We start from the raw sequence: 18,846 nt of genomic DNA on the forward strand, positions 1-18,846 counted from the left end.
AAAAAAATCAGAAATTTTAAAAAGATTATTAGAAGTTAGGATTTAGCATTATAAATGTGTTTTTGCATCTACTTACCTACCTTATTTCAATTCATAAAAATTTCGCTTTCCCATTTTAATTTTGGTTTCACTTTTTAAGTCAATACTCATAAAAGGATCAGTCATTTTTTGTTCATTAATTTGAACAGCTCCGCTAATAATAAGTCTTCTAATATTCGATTTACTCAACTCTTTATTTAACTCTGAACATAAATCAAGTAAATTAATCGTGCCATTTTCAGTTTGAAATTTATTTAAGTCAACAGGCCCGAATACCTTTTCTTGAAAATTTTTATTTTGAAATTGATTACTAAAAAAAGCTTCTGCCTCTTCTGCTGCAACTTCATTGTGGTATTGTGTAATAATATTTTTAGCAATCAACTTTTTAATGTTCATCGGGTTCTCCCCTTCCTCCATGCTTTTCATAAAAGATTCTATCTCTTCTACAGAAAAGTCTGTGGCTAATTCTAAAAACTCATTAATCAAATCGTCTGAAATTGACATCGTTTTTCCAAACATATCGTTGGGAGAGTCAGTGAGCCCGATGATATTATTTAGAGATTTACTCATCTTCTCATTTCCGTCTAGTCCTGTTAATAAAGGCATACACATTACGGTTTGAGGACTCATTTGGAATGTTTCTTGCAATTGCCTTCCCATAGTACAATTAAAAAGCTGGTCTGTTCCTCCCATTTCGATATCTGCTTTAATTTTCACCGAATCGAAGCCTTGTAGTATTGGGTAAACAAGTTCGTTCATTGCAATAGGAGTATTTTCAGAAAAACGCTTATTGAAATCATTTCTGTGCATTAATTGAGCAACGGTAACCTTAGATAGTATCTGAATTACTTCTGTAAACTCAAGCTTATCTAACCACTCTGAATTAAAAACTATTTTAGTTTTTTCAATGTCCATAATTTTGGATAACTGATTGAGGTAGGTTTCAGCATTTTGTTGCACTTCATCAACGCTCAGTGGCATTCTACTTTTATTTTTCCCCGTTGGATCTCCAATACGGGCAGTAAAACTTCCTACCAAAATCACAATTTGGTGTCCTAAATCTTGAAATTCTCTTAGTTTTTTTAATACCACGGCGTGTCCCAAATGCAAATCTGGAGCAGTGGGGTCGAAACCAAGCTTAATTATTAACTTGCGATTTTCCTTTTCGGCTTGTTTTAATTTTTCCTCCAATCCATTTTCTGGGAGAATAATTTCAACATTTTGTTTTAGTCTTTCAATAGTTTCCATTTTTTCTTAAATAAAAAAGCCCGAGCATTTGCTCGGGCTTTAGATTATAATATAGTGTTTTTAACTTCTTAAATTTTATTTAAAACATATATATAGCCATTCCGAGCAGATATTATTTGGTAATAATAAGTGCTGAAATAAGGCAGACGTAATATGTTATTTAAAGTTTTCATTCTCGACTACAAAATTAAGTCTTAATATTATGCTGAACAAATAAATTTAGCTAGACCAATAATTATGTGCTACTTACATTATTAGTAATCTCTACTAATTATTTCATCCATACAGTATTCTGCAACTGCAGTAATAGTTAGAAAAGGATTTACTCCAATGCTTGCAGGAACTAGAGCGCCATCGGTTATATACAAGTTTTCATAACCTTTAACTCGACCATATAGATCGGTTGTTTTACCTAATACAGCACCACCTAGTGGATGATAACAAATATCTGGACCATAACCACCTTTCCATAACAAACCAGAAGGAGTTCCACCGTTTGCTTTATTCATCTTTTTTATAAAATACTTGGCGTTTTTTACAGTATGCTTGTAATTTTTAATTTCCCAATTAATTATGATGTCATTAATCTCTGGATTATATGAAATACTTCCTGGTGTTGGCACTTTGTTAATTATTAAATACAGAGCCGTATATACCTCCATTCCCATTGGTAAAGGAGAAATTTCAGCAAAAAATGAATGTTTTTCATCTTCCCAATTGTCAATCCCCGAAACTGGAATTGTAGATTGTTTAACCCCCGTTCCTGGTCGGAAATTGCTATAGGTAGCCTCATTTTTTACTCTATTAAAGAGCGTATTTACCATATTTCTTCCAGTCATCACATTTCCATTATTCCCCCAATATTCTCCTAAACTAGGGTCAAAATTGTTCATTTTGCCTTTGTATTTTGAAGCTAATAATAGTTTTGTAGTACCAAGACTTCCTGCGTTTAGGAATAGTTTTTTACAGTTTATAGTTTTCTTTTCAACCACTTCGCCTTCGGTATTAAGAACATTTACATATACAACATATCCTTTCTCCGTTTTCTGAAAGTAATCAACCTGATGAAGATCATGGATACTCAGCAATCCAGTATTTAGGGCTTTTTTTAAATACGTTTTTTCAAGGCTTTGTTTCCCGTGGTTATTTCCGTAAATCACTTCTTTTGCAAGGGCAGACTTTGGTACTTCTCCTGCTTCTTCTTTCTTCATATAATCGAAAGAGTAAACATTAGGAACTCGTATAGTCTTAAATCCAGCTTTCCTTGCTTCACTTTCACCTACTCTCGCAAATTTATAATAGGGAGTTTCATTGTTATATTCATCCGAAATTTGATTTACATCTAATTCTTTTTATGCTAATGGGAAATAAGTATTCCAAAATTCTTCGACATCTAAATCTGGAAATATTTCTTTAAAATATTCTTTTTTAGGTTGTATGGCCATTCCTCCATTTACCAATGAGCCTCCTCCTACGCCTCGACCAGCATAAACCTTAACATTTTCAAAATCCATACAATCCAGAACACCGGTAAATTTTTTATTAAATCTAGAAATGTTCATCATTGGGGCTTGAGTGGATTTTCTAAGCCAAGTAGAATTGTTTTTGGGAGTAATTAAGTTTGAAAATGGCTTGTATTTACCTCCCTCTTTTTCCCAATTTAATCCCATTTCTAACATCACTACCTTTTTCCCTGCTTGGGTAAGGCGCAACGCAGCTACTGCTCCTCCATATCCTGAACCAATCACTAGGTTTTCGATATATTCGTTTGTATTTGTTGTCATTAATTCACATGCTAAAACACTAGGAACCATAAGCCCCATACTTAACCCTGAGGTTAGTTTTACAAAATTTCTTCTCTTCATTATAATTCAACCGATTTCTAGTGGTATTAATTTTTATGTTTTCTGAGCGGTTGCCAACGCTTAATATGCCATTAATATACAAATGATAAAAAGGCTAAGAGATAAGAAAATTCTGAAAATATTCTTAATTATTTCTTGAGGACGGAAATTATAGACTTTTAAAGAAAACGTTTTTGATCATTAAGAAGAATAATAAAAGGTATGTCCCATAATCCACCACTCAACTTCTTTACTAGTTATAAAAAAACCTAACAGAATTTTCACCTTCACTGTTTTGCAATAGTCAAGAAATGAAACCTGTTAGGTTATAATAATTTTATTGATTGAAAATGAAGTAATTAAGAAGACTATCTTATTTGTGAAATAGATTTAATTTCTAAAACTAAACTTCAGTCTAATCACAAGTACCATCCGTGCTACAGCTTTGACCTTGTGTAACTTCTAATTTTGTTTCTGGATTAAGTTTTCTCCATTCGTCAAATGCAACTTCCAGATTTTCTAAAAATGCCTGAGGTGGCTGCGCTCCAGAAACTCCATATTTTCTGTCAAGTACAAAAAACGGAACTCCCTGAACTCCTAGCTGTCTAGCTTCTTGAATGTCTTGATTAAATAAAGAAGCATATTTCTCATCGTTTAAAGCTGCATTTACGTCTGCTTCACCTAGCTCTAATTCCTTTCCTATTTGAACTAAAGTATCAATATCAGCTATATTTTTACCCTCTGTGAAAAATGCAAGAAATAATTTTTCTTCTGCTTGATCTCCTAAACCTTTAGTTTTGGCAAATTGAATAAACTTATGAGCGTTTAATGAATTCACCATTACTGCTTTATCAAAATTGTATTCTAAGCCAACCTTTTTCGCGGAAAGGGTAACGTTATCTAACATTCCTTTTACTTGCTCTTGGCTCATTCCTTTATTTTTAACAAGATAGTCTTGGTAGCTATCTTTTGGTTCCTCAGGAATTCTAGAGTCTAATTGGTAACTTTTCCAAACTACCTCAAGTTCATTTTTATGCTCGAATTGTTCGAGTGCTATTTCAAAATTTCTCTTCCCGATATAGCAAAAAGGACACATTACATCACTCCAAATTTCTATTTTCATTTTGTTTTCCATAATTTATTTAAGATTTTAATTCACTTATTTCTTTCTTACTCCTTCGCAATAACTTAGCCTAAAGCTTTCAATAAAGCAATAAGTTCTAATAAAAGCCTATATGTCGGTTCAACTAATACTTCATTACAAAAGTATCTGCCAAAAGCATAGCCAATTATTAGAAGTGCTTTAATACCTGGGCAGTACCAATACCTAATTCATGTTTATAACCATTTCGCTTTAAAGCAGTTTCAATAGCACCTACAGTTGCGAGTAAATCTGCTTTGTTTACTGAGCCCATATGGCCAATTCTAAAGTAAATGTTTTTTAATTCTGGCAATAGACCTCCTGCTAATACTATACCATTATCACCCACTATTTGTAAAAATGCTTTAGCATCCATATTCTTGGGATATAATGGAGCTGTTAATGTGTTTGCTGCTGTTTCATCATTCTTAGACAATAACTCCAAGCCTAAAGCTTTGATAGCTTCACGCATAGCTTTTCCTGCTCGTTTATGACGATTAAAACGATTTTCTAATCCCTCGTTTAAAATTAACTTCAAACTTTTTTCTAAAGCAATGATAAGGTTTACCGGAGGCGTCCCAAAATATGAGGCCTGCCTGTTTTCGTAAGCTTGCATTATGGGTAACCAGTTTGTCCAATCGGAATAATAGTTTGAAACTGGACTTTTACGATTTTCAAAAGTTTTGATAGCATTTTGAGATGCTACCACAAGAGCAAGTCCAGGAGGAATTCCTACTGCTTTTTGAGATGCGGTTACAACAACATCTATTCCCCATTCTTCTTGCTTAATTTCCTCACCCGCTACCGAGCAAACTCCATCGAGAATTGTCAATACATTGTATTTTTTTCCTAATGCTCCTATGCTTTTAGCATCGTTTAATACGGCAGTGGAAGTATCGACGTGAGTAAATGCTAGAATTTTATAATTATTGGATTTTATTTACTTCTCAATATCATCTATAGGGACAATATGGCCCACTTCGGATTCAAGAATATCTACATCGGCTCCATAGCGTTTTAAAATCTCAGCATATCGAAGCCCAAAGTATCCTGTAGAAACTACTAGCACTTTATCGCCAGCTTCAACTAAATTGGCTGCCGCCATATCCATAGCAAGTGTCCCTGTTCCAGCTACAATAAATCCTTGTCCAGAAGGACACTGACAAACATCTTTTAACAACTTTAAACTGTTTTCAAATACAGCTATAAAATCAGGGTCAATATGACTAAGTGTAGGAATAGCCATAGATTGTAAAACTTCATTTTCAAACTCTATTGGCCCCGGAATCATTAATAACTTCCTTGAATTCATATACTTTGTTTAATTTTTTTTCTGTAATTAATATAAAATAATTTACATGATGAGGTATACCATTAAGTAATTATTAACCTTATATACCCTGAAGGAAACAACATAGAATTTCTTGATTTACGATGTACGGTTTTGGATTCAGAATGAAAATTAGAAATAAACCAATAATCACAGCAAGTTCAAAAGAAATTCTATTGAATGTCGTTAGTATAAATCAATAGAATAAACATATTCTTTTCCTCTTCAAATAATAATGTAAGCAAGGGTTCTTAAAACCTATTTCAACTCATACCGCAATAATCTCAAGGCATTTAATACAACTACCAAAGTTGATCCTTCGTGGAAGACAACTGCTGGTCCAATGGCTATGGTTCCCATAATTGTTAATGGAACTAATATAACCACCATTCCCAAACTGATTATTAAGTTTTGTTTAATGATGCTTTTTGCTTTTCTACTTAAGCCAATTGCAAAAGGAAGATTATCTAATTTATCCGCCATTAGTGCTATATCTGCGGTTTCTAAGGCTACATCAGACCCTGCAGCTCCCATGGCAATTCCTACTGTACTTTTTGCCATTGCAGGGGCGTCATTCACACCATCTCCAACCATAGCCACACCTCCACTTTCTTCTTCTTTAAGTTTTTCTATTGCTGTTACTTTATCTTCAGGAAGTAAACTCCCCAACGGATCGGTTATTCCTATAATTTTTGCAACTGCATTAGCTACTTTTTGATTATCGCCCGTAAGCATAACCATTCGCTTAATACCTATTCCTTTTAAAGCGGTTAAGGTTGAAATCGCTTCAGGGCGGGCCACGTCCATGGCCGCAATAATACCTAAGTACTCATTCCCTTGATGAACAATCATAGCTGTATTTCCTTCTAATTCAAGTTCAGCCATTTTTTGATCTATTTCCTTAGGTACTGCATTTCCTGTTAATTCTTCAAATAGTCTGCGGTTACCAATATGAACAAGACCACCATTCCAATCGGCTTGAATTCCTCTTGCGGTTAAGGCTTTTAAATTTTCAGCTTTCGGAATATCAATATCTCCTAATTCTTTATTTCCTCCATCAACTATAGCTGCCGCTAATGGATGATCACTCAGTGCTTCTACAGCCACAGAAACTTTTAATAACTGTTCTCTACTTATATTACCAAAAGGAATAGCGTGTGTTAGTTTAGGCCTACCTTCGGTGAGGGTTCCTGTTTTATCAAATGCAATTGCACTAACTCCGCCTAAGTCTTCAAGAGGACGACCCCCTTTAATCAATACTCCTTGACGAGCAGCTCTCGCAATTCCTGCCAATACAGCGCTTGGTGTTGAAATAGCCAAGGCACACGGTGAAGCGGCAATTAAAACTGACATTGCTCTGTAAAAACTCTGCTCGAAAGTTTCGTCTATTACAACAAAAGCAAATAGTAAAATAATAACTAAAATTAATACCGAAGGCACATAGTATTTTTCAAAATTATCTGTAAGATGTTGTGTAGGCGATTTTTGAGTTTCGGCCTCTTTCACCAAATAAATTAATCGCGAAAGTGTACTGTCTTTAGACTCCTTAAGAACTTTAATTTCTAGAGCTCCACTGCCGTTAATTGTACCTGCGAAAACTCGATATTCAGGCAATAAGTTTTTAATTTCGATGTCATCTTTCCAGCTATCGCTTGGGAGTTTGGTTATTGGCATACTTTCTCCTGTAATTGAAGCCTGATTTACTGCACTCGTTCCTTTTGCTACTACTCCATCAGCCGCGATAGTTGAATTTGGTTTTACCACAATTATGTCTCCAACCTTCAGCTCTTCAATGTGGACTTCTTTCAGTTCACCATTTTGTTTTAAAAGTGCGGTTGGAGGCGCTAAATCGGAAAGAGCAGAAATAGACTTTCGCGCTCTTTTCATAGCGTAATGTTCAAGAGCGTGTCCTAAACTAAACAGGAATAGCAATAAGGCACTCTCGCTCCACTTTCCCAATGCAGCAGCACCAATAGCTGCAAAAAGCATCAAAAAGTCAATTTCAAATTTTCCTTTTGATAAACCAAAAATGGCAGAAGAGAAGGTAAAAACACCACCGAATATAGCTCCGATAATAAAAATCGGAGTTACAATGGATTCAGAAACGCTAGAGATAAATGATAAGACAACCCCTGTAACCCAAAATACTCCACTGATTATTGCGAAATAGAGTTCGGTGTTTTCTCCTAAAAAATTGAGGTTAGAATGACCGTGCTCACTTTTTTCCTGATGTGAATTCTTCCTGGCATCTTTCATATTACTTTTGATTTCCTAGTTTTTATAAACTTAAATATACCTTTTTAAATTTCCTTATGCTGTAAAAAAGTATAATGACTGTTGATTATAAGGTTTTAAATGGTAAAACTTTAGTTTTATCAAGCTATTGCTGTTTCTCTTAAGAAAGAAATTAGTTTTGTGTTTCTTAATTAGTTTTTGAAGTTGTATGTTCCTCGAGATAATAATTATCCTCAGAATTTATTGGTCTAAAATCCTGATTACTGAAAGGAGAAGTTTCAGGAAGTTTTACAACATTAAATTCAAATCCCACTGCTATATGGCATTTATTACACGTATTTGTAAGTGAGATAAAATTTCTTTTAAAAGCTTCTGAATCCTTTTCATCAATAGCTTTTTCAATGTTTTCTAAAGGTGCATTTAACATCCCTATCATTTCACTTTCTTTTCGACCAGCTTGATACTTCTGAATGTCTTCAATAGCTTCTTCTAATTCGTGGATTTCAAAATCGGCGAGATCCCAGTTTTCATTTTGTCCTGCAAACCACAATTTAGCGTGATGTGTTTGTATAGAACCCATAAAATCTCCAAAACCTGGTTTATAAGCGTCTGCAAGTTTACTTTCTAAATTGTTTATGCGCTCTTCCAATTCTTTTGTATTATCTGCTTGCTGATTACAGGCTAATAAAGATAAACTCAATCCAATTAAAAGTAAATGTTTCATTTATAGAAGTTTTATTTATTGTTATCAAAATGATTTTAGTAATCTATTTCCCTTAGAAATTACTCTTAGTTCAAATTACATCATTTTGATATATAATCAAATTTTAAGCATCTAGAAATCTACTAAATAGATTGATTTTAAATATGAAAGAGATGGGGATAAAAAATATACTCTTCCTCTTTAAAAATTAGTCAATTTTATTGTTAAACTGCCTACGATAATTTGCGAGTTATTCGATGAGAAATTCGAATGAATTGACTATTTAACCATTATTTCCTAGGAGTACCTATAAAATCAATTTTTTATTTCTTGTTGAGAATTAATATCCTAATCGCGAAAAAAATTGGAGTTGCAATTAACAATATTGGAAATAAAGGTGTGAGACAGTTGTCGAGGTTATTTTCTATTTCAAGTCCGTCTAATAGAGACAATACTGTGACTGTAAAACATAAAAGCGCTATCAATAATCCTACTATTCGAAGCATTAGTGTTGCTTGCTTATAGTTATACCTAGCATTTTTATCATTAATTTCAGTGGGATAATTAAAAATCCAAGGATATTGATTGAGTTTAAATACTGCGATAGTGATGATACCACAAATTATCGGACTCGTCCAAAGCAAATTTTTTGCTCCAAATCCATTTTCATCTTTTGAGGGCCAATTAAAGTGAATAGGAATCTTTTCAGGTAGTTGATTGTAAAAATATCCTATTAAAATTGCTGACCCTATTATTAGCAGAAATGTAAAAACTTCAATAGACTTATCAATTGTAGTTTTCTCGATTTTAATTTTTGGACGCGTCATTTAAATAATTCAATTTAAAAAAAAGCTTTGATTGCATGAATTTGATATGTGTTTACAAAGCTTTTAAGAATAGTAAGAGTTGTAGTTTTTGTTTAACTTCTTACTAATTTATTACTAAAATAACATTTTATGGAGTAAATTAAATTTAACTTTATAGAAATCGCTTTAAATAATTAAAAAAATAAAATGGAAAAGTTGTTTAGTATATCTAATTCCGAAGTTATTAAAATTGTAATAAGTGCCATAGCTGTTTATGTAGCTGTTATCATTTATACTAGAGTTTTTGGAAAGCGGAGTTTTAGTAAAATGTCAAGTTTTGATTTTGCAATGACGGTAGCCATTGGTTCTTTAATTGCTTCTACAATTCTTACTTCTAGTATTTCTATTTCTGAAGGAGTTTTAGGACTATTGGTAGTTTATTTATTACAATTAACGGCAGCTTATTTTCGGAGATTTGAGTTTTTTGCCAAAACTATAGACAACACTCCTTTACTGCTAATGGATGGTTCTAATATACTTCATAAAAATTTAGCAAAGGCTAGAGTAACAGAGGGAGATTTACGAGCAAAACTTCGCGAAGCAAATGTGCTGGAATTATCTCAAGTGCGAGCTGTAATATTTGAAACTACAGGGGATATAGCTGTGTTACATACCGATAAAGAATCACAAGAAGTTGAGTCTTGGCTTTTAAAAGATGTGATGAAATAAATTTCACGATAAATTTTTGTTTGAAAATACAACCGATTAATATGAATGTTAATTTATTTTTTTGAAACTATAATGACTCTAGCTGTTAGTTTTTCAGTAACCAAATTGTATTTGTCGGTTATATATTCAATAGTTTTAGAAGTATATATAAAAATGTGTGTGGGATCATTCCGGTAATACCAATTAGCGAAGTCTATATCTATGGTATACAAATATGTCATTATATAAAGTCGGCCTCCTGGCTTTAGAATTTTTAAAAGCATTTCAATTTCTTGCTTAGGATTGTAAAAATGTTCGAAAACTTCACAACTAAAAATGTAGTCATAACTATACTTGACGAAATCTTTATTAGGATTAAAGTACGGGTCGTGAAGGATTACCTTATACCCTTTATTAATTAATTGTTTTGAAATTACAGGGCCCGTTCCAGAGCCGTAGTCTAAACCAAGTTGTTCTGGAATTTGATTCTCTAAAATAGCATTTGTAATTGGCGAAGTAAATTTTTGGTAACCAGGATTATCTATATCGTTATTGTGTTCTTGATATCGTTTCTTTTCTGCATCACTGTTTAAATAATATCTTTTATGTTTAACATAGGCGCCACAACCATCACAAATGAAATAAAATTCATCTACCTTATTATGTAGTATTGTATTACAAAGTGTGCATTCCATTTAGCAAATTTTATTATTAACTAAATCTTCAGATATTCAATAACTGAATTTGAAATTCAACAATTTACATAATTATTATCACACATTATAGATGAAAATTAAGCACAGTACAATCTGATACAAGCTTTAAGAGTAATGAGCTCGATATCTTTAACAATTTGATAATTATGCAATTTGAGTAGCAATTTTATTCAGCTATTTTCTTTCCTATGTGAATCATTACTTATCCCTAGTTTTTTGAAGTGCTAATTTCTATTTCTTTTAAATTTTCTTGAGTAATTACAATTCGTCTATTCGGTAAATAATAAACATCATTTACCAAAAACATTTCCTCATTACCATTATAATATTTCACAAAAAACTTGCGGTCTGATTCCTCAGATAAAAACGGACAATTTCATACCTGTTCTTAATTTTCCAAAATAGACTAATATAATTGGAGTATTCACTCTGAAGCAAATAAGGAATTTCAATGATGACCTTTTTATAGTTTTTCGATAATTGGATGTAATGGATAATTATTAATTACCATTTTCTGTTTAAACCAATTTTTAACCCATAAACTTAATCACTATGAAAAATCAAGCCAATTTTCTTTTAATACGTCATATGGCTGGCTCTAAAAAGGGTCAAGTAGAAAGTTTCACCATTTCTAAAAATCTAGAAGTTAAAATAGGTCGAGGATTAGAAAACGATGTAAGTTTTGATCCTGTTAAGGAAGATACAATTAGTCGAAATCATTGTCGCATATCTCAGGACAGTGAAAATACAGAACGTTTCTTCATTTCTGATAGTGACAGTAAAAATGGGACATATGTAAATGAAGTTCTCATTACCGATAAGATTGAACTATTTGCTGGAGATATTATAAAGCTTGGAAAAGAAGGTCCTTCATTTGAATTCGACCTTGACCCTCGTCCAAAACTACATGTAAAAAGCACTCGAATTATAGATTCAAACATAGCAAAAGAAACCAAAGTTCACACTGCTACTAATTTGCCAAAGGCTACATCAGAAAAAATACAGCCAAAAAAAGATGGTATTGGAAAAAACACAATGCAGCATATGATTCGCAAATCTGAAAAGAAAAATAAGACGGGTCTTTTAATCACACTAACTGCAATTTTACTGTTATTTTCTACTGGTGGATATTTATTATATCAAAAACAGAGCGTTAAAGAAATTGTTCATGTAAGAGAACCAAAAACCACCTTCACTCCTACCGAAATTGCAAAAGCAAATAAAGAGAAAGTAGTATATATAGAATTTGCTTGGAAACTTACAAATACTGAATCTAGTGAAGAAATGTATCACGTTTTTTATCCGGTTATTAAGGATAAGCAAATTATTGGACACAGAGGTGCATATTTTCAAAATCAACAAAGACAAATTGAGCCATTATTAGTTACAAAAGGTGACTATTTAAAAGGTTTTGGAAATACTCAAGGCATAGAACTTGACATTATTGCGAGTTCAGGTATGGGCAGTGGCTTTGTTATAGACGAACGCGGTTTTATTGCCACAAATCGACACGTAGCAACTAGTTGGCTAACAAGGTTTCAATTTCAAGAATACGCCTTCCCGGGAGTACTAATGGAGACAGATAAAAACGGACAATTCGCACCATCTTGGGACAAACAAGTAACAAGAGAAATGGTAGGTAGTTGGGTTCCTGGAAATGACAGAAAATACACTGGGGTAAATACATATTTAGATGTAACATTTGCCAATAACTCACAAAGAACTCCAGCTCAGATTGTCCGAATCTCCTCTACTCACGACATTGCAATGATTAAAATTGATCTACCTGAATCCTTACCTAAAGTAGAACTTTATGATAATTATAATGAAATTCAACCTGGTGACCCTACAATTGTTATGGGATATCCAGGGCTTGCTCCTAACCAATTAGTACTTAAGCACTCGCAAGATTTCTTTAACTCCAATCCAAATATTTCAACAGTACCCGTTCCCACCATTAGTACAGGAAATGTAGGAAGAATGGTTCGTGGAAGTGAAAGAAACGAAAAAATTCATGATTATCGCTCTTCCTTAGGTGACTATTACCAACTTACTATCAACTCTACAGGAGGAGGAAATAGCGGTGGACCTATGTTTGATGATAAAGGACGTGTGGTAGGTGTATATAGTGCTGGAACAACCGATGGAAGAGGAAATGCTATTAGTTTTTCAGTACCTATCAAATACGTAATGGAGTTAATGGGCCGTCAGCAGGTTATTAAATAACTTGTTCGACACGCCAAGCATTAGGTAATTACTTTCACATTTTCACAAATTCTATTTAAAATGGTGAAAGCACGTAACTGGCAATTAAAAAAATAATTATGAGGTTTTTCTTTTCAAATAATAAAAACAAGGTTGCTAATTCCACGGTAAAAAAAAGTAGAAATAGTGGAAGTTTTTGCAATGTCTATGCTGTTTCAGAAACTGGGCCTGTACGCGACCACAACGAAGACTACATTGCATATTCTTATCCAGAAAACAACCAAAGAAACCTAATAGCCATAGTAGCAGATGGTATGGGCGGACATAATGCAGGTGAAGTTGCTAGCAAGATGGCGTGTGATATATTGCTTGAATATTGTTTAAAGTATTGGGCGAAACATGCCCCGCTAAAACTGTTGCAAAAAGCATTTTATAATGCACATAAAGAAATAGTTGAAACTGGTGAAAGGAATACAGAACAACAAGGAATGGGTACTACTGCTACTTCAGTAATAATACAGCAGAATATTTGTTATATCGGCCATATTGGTGATAGTCGTATTTATTTTTTTCGGAATGGAAGTTTAACACAAATAAGTAAAGATCACACATTGGTTAATCAGATGTTTGAAGATGGCGATATAACAAAACAAGAACGGGATAATCATCCGATGAAAAATGTCCTGTTGCAGGCATTAGGAACTAAAACAAACATTCAACCTCAAATTACATCCAAAAGATATAAAGTATTGGAAGGAGATCGGATTTTTTTGTGCTCTGATGGCGTAACAGATGTATTTAGTGATGACGACATTAAGGATCTACTTTCGATGCATCAAGCAGAGTTTGTGTTAGAATGTCTTAGTTGTACAGCCATAACTAGAAATGTTTCAGATAATTTTTCCGCATTGCTCATAGAGGTCTCTTCTATAAATAAAAGAAATCCTTCAAAAACCAAAGAACAAAATGTAATATTATGAGCATACTAGGCAGTCAATATGAAGTTATCCAAAAGCTTGGTGAAGGCGGAATGGGTGTTGTTTATCTCGCAAGAGATACTATGATTCAAAGATTAGTTGCCATTAAGCAGCTTCATCGCGATGGAGGTTCAGAGGACGAAAGTTTAGGTGAACGATTTCAAGCCGAAGCGCTAGCGTTAGCAAAACTAAATCACCCTAATATTACTCATCTCTATTCATTTATTCCAAAGGAAGATACCTATTGGATGATTATGGAATATGTTGAGGGAAAGACCCTGGAAGATTGGTTAAAAATTCATCAAAAAATCACACATCAACTCGCAGCTAGTATTGCGGTGCAAATTCTTGATGGTTTAGAACACGCACATCGCAAGGGAATTATTCACCGAGATATAAAACCTGCTAATGTGATGATTAATGAAGATGGAGAAGTTAAAATCATGGATTTTGGAATTGCCAGAATCCGTAATGCCCAACGAATTACCAGTCACGGTAAGTCTGTAGGAACCTTAGAGTATATGGCTCCAGAACAAATTCAAGGCCACGAGGGAGATGAACGTATTGACGTTTATGCTGTAGGTAATATTTTATACGAAATGTTAAGCGGTAGTACACCGTTCCAAAGTGACACCGATTATCGATTGATGAAAGATAAGTTAGAAAAACAAGCTGAATCCATAATACAATATAATCCTACAGTCCCTGTCCCCTTTGAAAAGATCATTTTTAAAGCCCTTCAACGCAATCCTAATAAGAGATACAAATCGGCATTGGAAATGAAAATTGCCATTGAAAAAAATCTTGGTTCCTCTCTTTTAGATCAATCTACACTTACCGAAGTGCTACAAGCATCTCAGGTTTTTACTGAACCTCAAAAAGGAAGTGAAATAATATCTGTAAATAATATTTTAGCTCGTGCAAAATCCATCTCAGGAAGGTTTAAGGTGCCAAAGGCAACCAAAGTAAACAAGTCATTATTATTACTGGGAGTCTCTGTTTTATTTTGTGCAATTTTATTGATTTGGGGTGGTGGTACAGATAAGGAAATAATTGCAGAAGAAACTCCTGAGGCGTCTGAAGTAACCTGGACAGAACCTGAGGAAAGCCCTCAAGAAGTGGTATTAAACCAAGCTTCTAGCGAATTTGAAGAAACACCAAATGATATGTACAAGCGTATTATTAAAAATACAGAAGTAATTCCTGAAGCTAAAGAAGAAATAAAAAAAGATATCAGCCAACCAACGAATCGTAAACCATCAAATCCGCCAAAAAAAAAGAGTGAACCAAAACCATCAACTATTCCTGAAAAAACAGAGAAGAAAGAAAGCAAGGTTGAAAAACCAGTAATTCCAAACACTCCCGTTGATGTTCCTGCAGGAAAAATTATTAGTATTACCTTAAAAGAAGATTTAAGTTCGGAAGAAAAAGAGCGAGATGGAAAACAAATCCGACTGATTTGCAATGAAAATGTAGTTGCCGAAAATAGAGTAATAATTAAAAAAGGAGCCGAAGTTACAGGAAAGATTGTCGATGTTGTTGAATCGACACATAGTAGAAAAAAAGCTTTAATTGGTTTTGTAATTCAATATGTAGTAGCCGTTGATGGTAGTAAAGTTAAATTAAAATCTAGACGCTATCGTTTATATGCCGATACCCCTGGGATTCCTGTGAAATATAAAACTGGTGAAACTTTTGAAGCAAAATTAAGAGGTGGCAGAGTGCAATAGATAAATTAAAAGCACAATCTTTATGTCTATGTCGTTACCAATTCCAATGCATATTATTGGTGTTTAAAACATTTGTGCTTTGTTTGTTTCTTAAGCTCCTTCTTTAAAAAGTGTGTTTGTTACTATTACTGCACCACCTCTAAAATGGAATACCCCAAACTCCCCTTCTCCAATTTAATCTGGGTTGTTATCCTTTCTTTTAAGGCACTTACGTGTGAAATTACTCCAACCGACTTATCGCCTTCATTTTGCATTTTCTCAAGAATCGTAATGGCTTGATCTAAGGTTTCAGGATCTAAAGTTCCAAAACCTTCGTCTATAAACAAGGATTCAATTTTTACGTTTCTAGCAGCTATATCAGACAAAGCAAAGGCCATTGCCAAGCTCACTAAAAAGGTTTCTCCTCCTGATAAAGTGCGAACAGAACGACGCGCATTCCCCATATATTTATCAAAAACTTTAAGTGTATCACTTTTTTCTGCTTCTTCAGGTGTTGGAATATCTAGTAAATAACGATCACTAAAATCTGAAAGACGCTTGTTGGCAAAACCTATAAGCTGCTCTAAAGTGAGATCCTGAACAAAATTTGAAAACTTGTTTCCAGTTGCATCCCCAATTAAATCGTTCATAGATTTCCAAAGCGCTAGATCTTTCTTTAAAAGGTTTAATTCGTCAATTACTTTTTGCTGACGCTTCTTGTTGTTTTCATCGTCTTCCAAGCTTTGGGTTAACTTCCCAATACTAACAGAAAGTGTATCCCAATGATTTTTAGACTCTTCAAACAAGGAAGTTAAAGCTTCGAATGAAAGTTTAGTATTATCTTTATCAGTCAATTCTTTTATCCTTTTTACCAACTCACTTTCTTTTACAGAAATACTTGTGTGGCGTTCTTTAAGCTCATTTTCTCGTTTTCTAATCTTATTAGCACGATCTTCTTGTATAATGGATTTTCGCAGTACTTCGAGATTTTCTAAGCTTTCCTTTACAAGTATTTGTTTTAAATCTGCTTCTCTCTTAGATTTCTCTAAAGTTGTGTTTTTTATTTTGTCATTATTTTCCTGAAGCTGTTTAGCAATTGCCGATATGTTGGAAACAGCTTGCGTGAGTTGAGTTGATAAAGTATTGGATTCTTTATTGATATCCTGTCCTTTATAAAGTAAGCTTCGCTCCTTATGTAAATTTAAATATTGTTCTAAAGCAGTTTCCCACTGATTAAAACTCGTTCCTATATCTTTTAAAACCTCGGCTGCCTGAAAATCCTTTTTCGATGATTCCATTTGCTTAATGGTTTTAGCTAATGCCATTCGTTTGCTTTGAAGAATTTCTAGATTGTCTTTAGAACTCCAATCCAAATTTTCTGCGAGATTTGAGAGTATTTTTATATTGGTTGTTTCTTCCTTCTTTAAAACTTCTATATCATTGTTGACATTTGTAATTTCCTTTAAATGATATTTATTCTTTTCGTTTAAAGCAATTAATAAATCAGATTTGGTTTTAAGTGAATCCTTTTTTTGCTTTAGAAGTTCTTCTTTGGCATCAAAGTATGGCTCCTCAGATGCGTATGGGTGGTGTATTGAGCCACAGAGTGGGCATGGTTCTTCTGGGTTCAATTGGAGTCGATATTCCTCTAAACTTTGATGTTTGCGCTGTTGCTCTAATTTTTTCTCTAAAATTTCAACATCTTTTTTTAAATCAATTACATGCTTTTTTTGAGAAATTATTGCATCGCTATCTTGCTCCAATTTTTCCTCTATCGATTTAAGTTTGTCATTCTGACTTTTGATATTAGTTTGAACTTTTAGTAACTGTTCTTTTATAGTAAGGAATTCTCCAGCTTTCTCGTGATTATGCCGAGCTTTTTCTAAGGTGTTATTCAACTCTATTATACTCCCAACTCCTGAATTAACAATGCTTTCATTTATAGATTTTTTAAAAGCAGTAAACTGTGGCTTAAACTGCTCTGGATTATCTGCATTTGAAAGTGAAAAGCCTAATTGTTTTATATTGCGAATGTAGTTATTTAGCTGACTTTTATAGAGGTTGGATTCTCCATTTTTCTTTTCTTCTTCATTTTGTAAGGCAGCAATTTTTCCTCGGAATGCTTCCAGTTTACTATTAGCATTTTCTACATCAACCGCTTCAAAAATCAATTCTGATACTTTATGCAAATAAGTTTTCTGTAACGACTCTGCTTCTTCCTTAGATTGCTGTAGTCCTTTTATATACTCTTTAAGCTGATTTTCTTCTTTAACGATTAAATCAAACTCTCTTAAATTAACTGCGTATTTAGATAGTTTCTCGTGATTCTCTAATTCAACTTTATAAGGCTTAAAAATTTCACCATCCTTTTTAAGTTCGGCTTTATCAGCTTCAAGTTGTTTTTGTTCTTTTTGTGTATTTTGAAGTTCTTGCCTTGTTTTTATTTTTTCGGCTGCATCTTGGTAAGCCTTCTCAATTGCGGGTTTAGTTTTAATTAATGTTTTTAATTCATTTTTCTTCTCTGCAATAACTTCGGGACTTAATAATTCAATTCCTTCAAGACCAGCTTTTTTAAGTTCAATCTTTTTTTCAACTGACTTATACCGGAAATAAACAGCTTTTCCAATTTCACGATAGGATTTGGCTCCAGTTATATCTTCCAACAACTTGTTTCGCTCATTGCGCGGCGCTTGAAGCAATTTACTAAACTCCCCTTGCGATAATACCATAGCTTTAACAAACTGCTCGTAGCTTAAACCTATAATAACATTGTTTTTTTCAGGGGTTTTAGTGCCAGATTCTAGAATATGTCCAGTAGCAACCTCTACCAATTCCTGTTTTCGGGCATTTAAATTATTGTTTCTATTGCGTTCTATAGACCAATGACTACGATACTCTTTCCCATTTATTCGATATTCAACTTCGGCATAGCAACTCTTCATATTTCGAGTCATAATCCCGCCATCGTCTTCCAAAATAGAATTACTCACATTTTTATCAACGCGAGCAATTCGATTATAAAGAGCCAAAGTTATTACATCTAACAATGTTGACTTTCCAGACCCAGTAGGTCCGGTAATAGCAAAGAGTCCAGCATCGGCTAGTATCCCCTCCCCAAAGTTAATTTCGTGCTCCCCTTTGAGGGAATGTATATTTTCAAATCGTATTTTTAGAATTTTCATAGC

15 protein-coding genes are annotated in these 18,846 nt (G+C 33.6%); 4 read left to right on the forward strand and 11 right to left on the reverse strand.

The genetic code is table 11. The features are described 5' to 3' along the window. Nucleotides 1-81: 81 nt before the first annotated feature. The 9 genes from tyrS to RT250_RS07630 all read right to left on the reverse strand — a co-directional run bounded on the left by tyrS (nt 82) and on the right by RT250_RS07630 (nt 9,367). Entirely contained in the window at nt 82-1,287 is a 1,206-nt protein-coding gene (gene tyrS, locus RT250_RS07590) for a tyrosine--tRNA ligase (protein ID WP_313113612.1), read from the reverse strand. A gap of 254 nt (nt 1,288-1,541) precedes the next feature. Beyond that, complete coding sequence (locus RT250_RS07595; protein ID WP_313113614.1) at nt 1,542-2,498, reverse strand: GMC oxidoreductase; 957 nt, start codon at nt 2,496-2,498, stop codon at nt 1,542-1,544. 141 nt (nt 2,499-2,639) lie between these two features. Next, on the reverse strand, nt 2,640-3,152 hold the full coding sequence (locus RT250_RS07600) for an NAD(P)-binding protein (protein WP_313113616.1): 513 nt from the start codon (nt 3,150-3,152) through the stop codon (nt 2,640-2,642). A gap of 394 nt (nt 3,153-3,546) precedes the next feature. Continuing rightward, nucleotides 3,547-4,254 carry a DsbA family oxidoreductase gene (locus RT250_RS07605; RefSeq protein WP_313113618.1) on the reverse strand — a complete coding sequence of 236 codons (708 nt, stop codon included), beginning with the start codon at nt 4,252-4,254 and terminating at the stop codon, nt 3,547-3,549. Nucleotides 4,255-4,423: 169 nt separating this feature from the next. Then, nucleotides 4,424-5,212: a pyridoxal-phosphate-dependent aminotransferase family protein gene (locus RT250_RS07610; protein WP_313113918.1), complete on the reverse strand. Its 789-nt coding sequence runs from the start codon at nt 5,210-5,212 to the stop codon at nt 4,424-4,426. Beyond that, nucleotides 5,213-5,584, reverse strand: coding sequence for a pyridoxal-phosphate-dependent aminotransferase family protein (locus tag RT250_RS07615; protein ID WP_313113619.1), 372 nt, complete (start codon nt 5,582-5,584; stop codon nt 5,213-5,215). Between the two features lie 276 nt (nt 5,585-5,860). Continuing rightward, nucleotides 5,861-7,858, reverse strand: a complete 1,998-nt coding sequence (locus RT250_RS07620) for a heavy metal translocating P-type ATPase (protein ID WP_313113621.1) — start codon at nt 7,856-7,858, stop codon at nt 5,861-5,863. 166 nt (nt 7,859-8,024) lie between these two features. Further along, on the reverse strand, nt 8,025-8,561 hold the full coding sequence (locus RT250_RS07625) for a hypothetical protein (protein WP_313113623.1): 537 nt from the start codon (nt 8,559-8,561) through the stop codon (nt 8,025-8,027). Between the two features lie 302 nt (nt 8,562-8,863). Beyond that, nucleotides 8,864-9,367: a DUF1648 domain-containing protein gene (locus RT250_RS07630; RefSeq protein WP_313113626.1), complete on the reverse strand. Its 504-nt coding sequence runs from the start codon at nt 9,365-9,367 to the stop codon at nt 8,864-8,866. A gap of 186 nt (nt 9,368-9,553) precedes the next feature. Between RT250_RS07630 and RT250_RS07635 the strand changes: the two genes are divergently transcribed. Next, nucleotides 9,554-10,075, forward strand: coding sequence for a DUF421 domain-containing protein (locus RT250_RS07635; RefSeq protein WP_313113627.1), 522 nt, complete (start codon nt 9,554-9,556; stop codon nt 10,073-10,075). Between the two features lie 53 nt (nt 10,076-10,128). Here the strand turns inward: RT250_RS07635 and RT250_RS07640 are convergent, their stop codons facing one another. Then, on the reverse strand, nt 10,129-10,749 hold the full coding sequence (locus RT250_RS07640) for a class I SAM-dependent methyltransferase (protein ID WP_313113629.1): 621 nt from the start codon (nt 10,747-10,749) through the stop codon (nt 10,129-10,131). 573 nt (nt 10,750-11,322) lie between these two features. Between RT250_RS07640 and RT250_RS07645 the strand changes: the two genes are divergently transcribed. The 3 genes from RT250_RS07645 (at nt 11,323) to RT250_RS07655 (ending at nt 15,682) form a co-directional block, all read left to right on the forward strand. Further along, nucleotides 11,323-12,996, forward strand: a complete 1,674-nt coding sequence (locus tag RT250_RS07645; protein WP_313113631.1) for a trypsin-like peptidase domain-containing protein — start codon at nt 11,323-11,325, stop codon at nt 12,994-12,996. Nucleotides 12,997-13,094: 98 nt separating this feature from the next. Continuing rightward, entirely contained in the window at nt 13,095-13,955 is an 861-nt protein-coding gene (locus tag RT250_RS07650; protein ID WP_313113633.1) for a PP2C family protein-serine/threonine phosphatase, read from the forward strand. Then, nucleotides 13,952-15,682, forward strand: coding sequence for a serine/threonine protein kinase (locus RT250_RS07655; RefSeq protein ID WP_313113636.1), 1,731 nt, complete (start codon nt 13,952-13,954; stop codon nt 15,680-15,682). Before RT250_RS07650 ends, RT250_RS07655 begins: the two co-directional genes overlap by 4 nt. Nucleotides 15,683-15,807: 125 nt before the next feature. On the opposite strand, the gene RT250_RS07660 is transcribed toward RT250_RS07655, so the two are convergent. After that, entirely contained in the window at nt 15,808-18,843 is a 3,036-nt protein-coding gene (locus RT250_RS07660; protein ID WP_313113639.1) for an SbcC/MukB-like Walker B domain-containing protein, read from the reverse strand. Between the last annotated feature and the right edge of the window lie 3 nt (nt 18,844-18,846).

The sequence above is a fragment of the Aequorivita sediminis genome (assembly GCF_032080575.2).
GTDB classification, from domain to species: domain Bacteria; phylum Bacteroidota; class Bacteroidia; order Flavobacteriales; family Flavobacteriaceae; genus Aequorivita; species Aequorivita sediminis.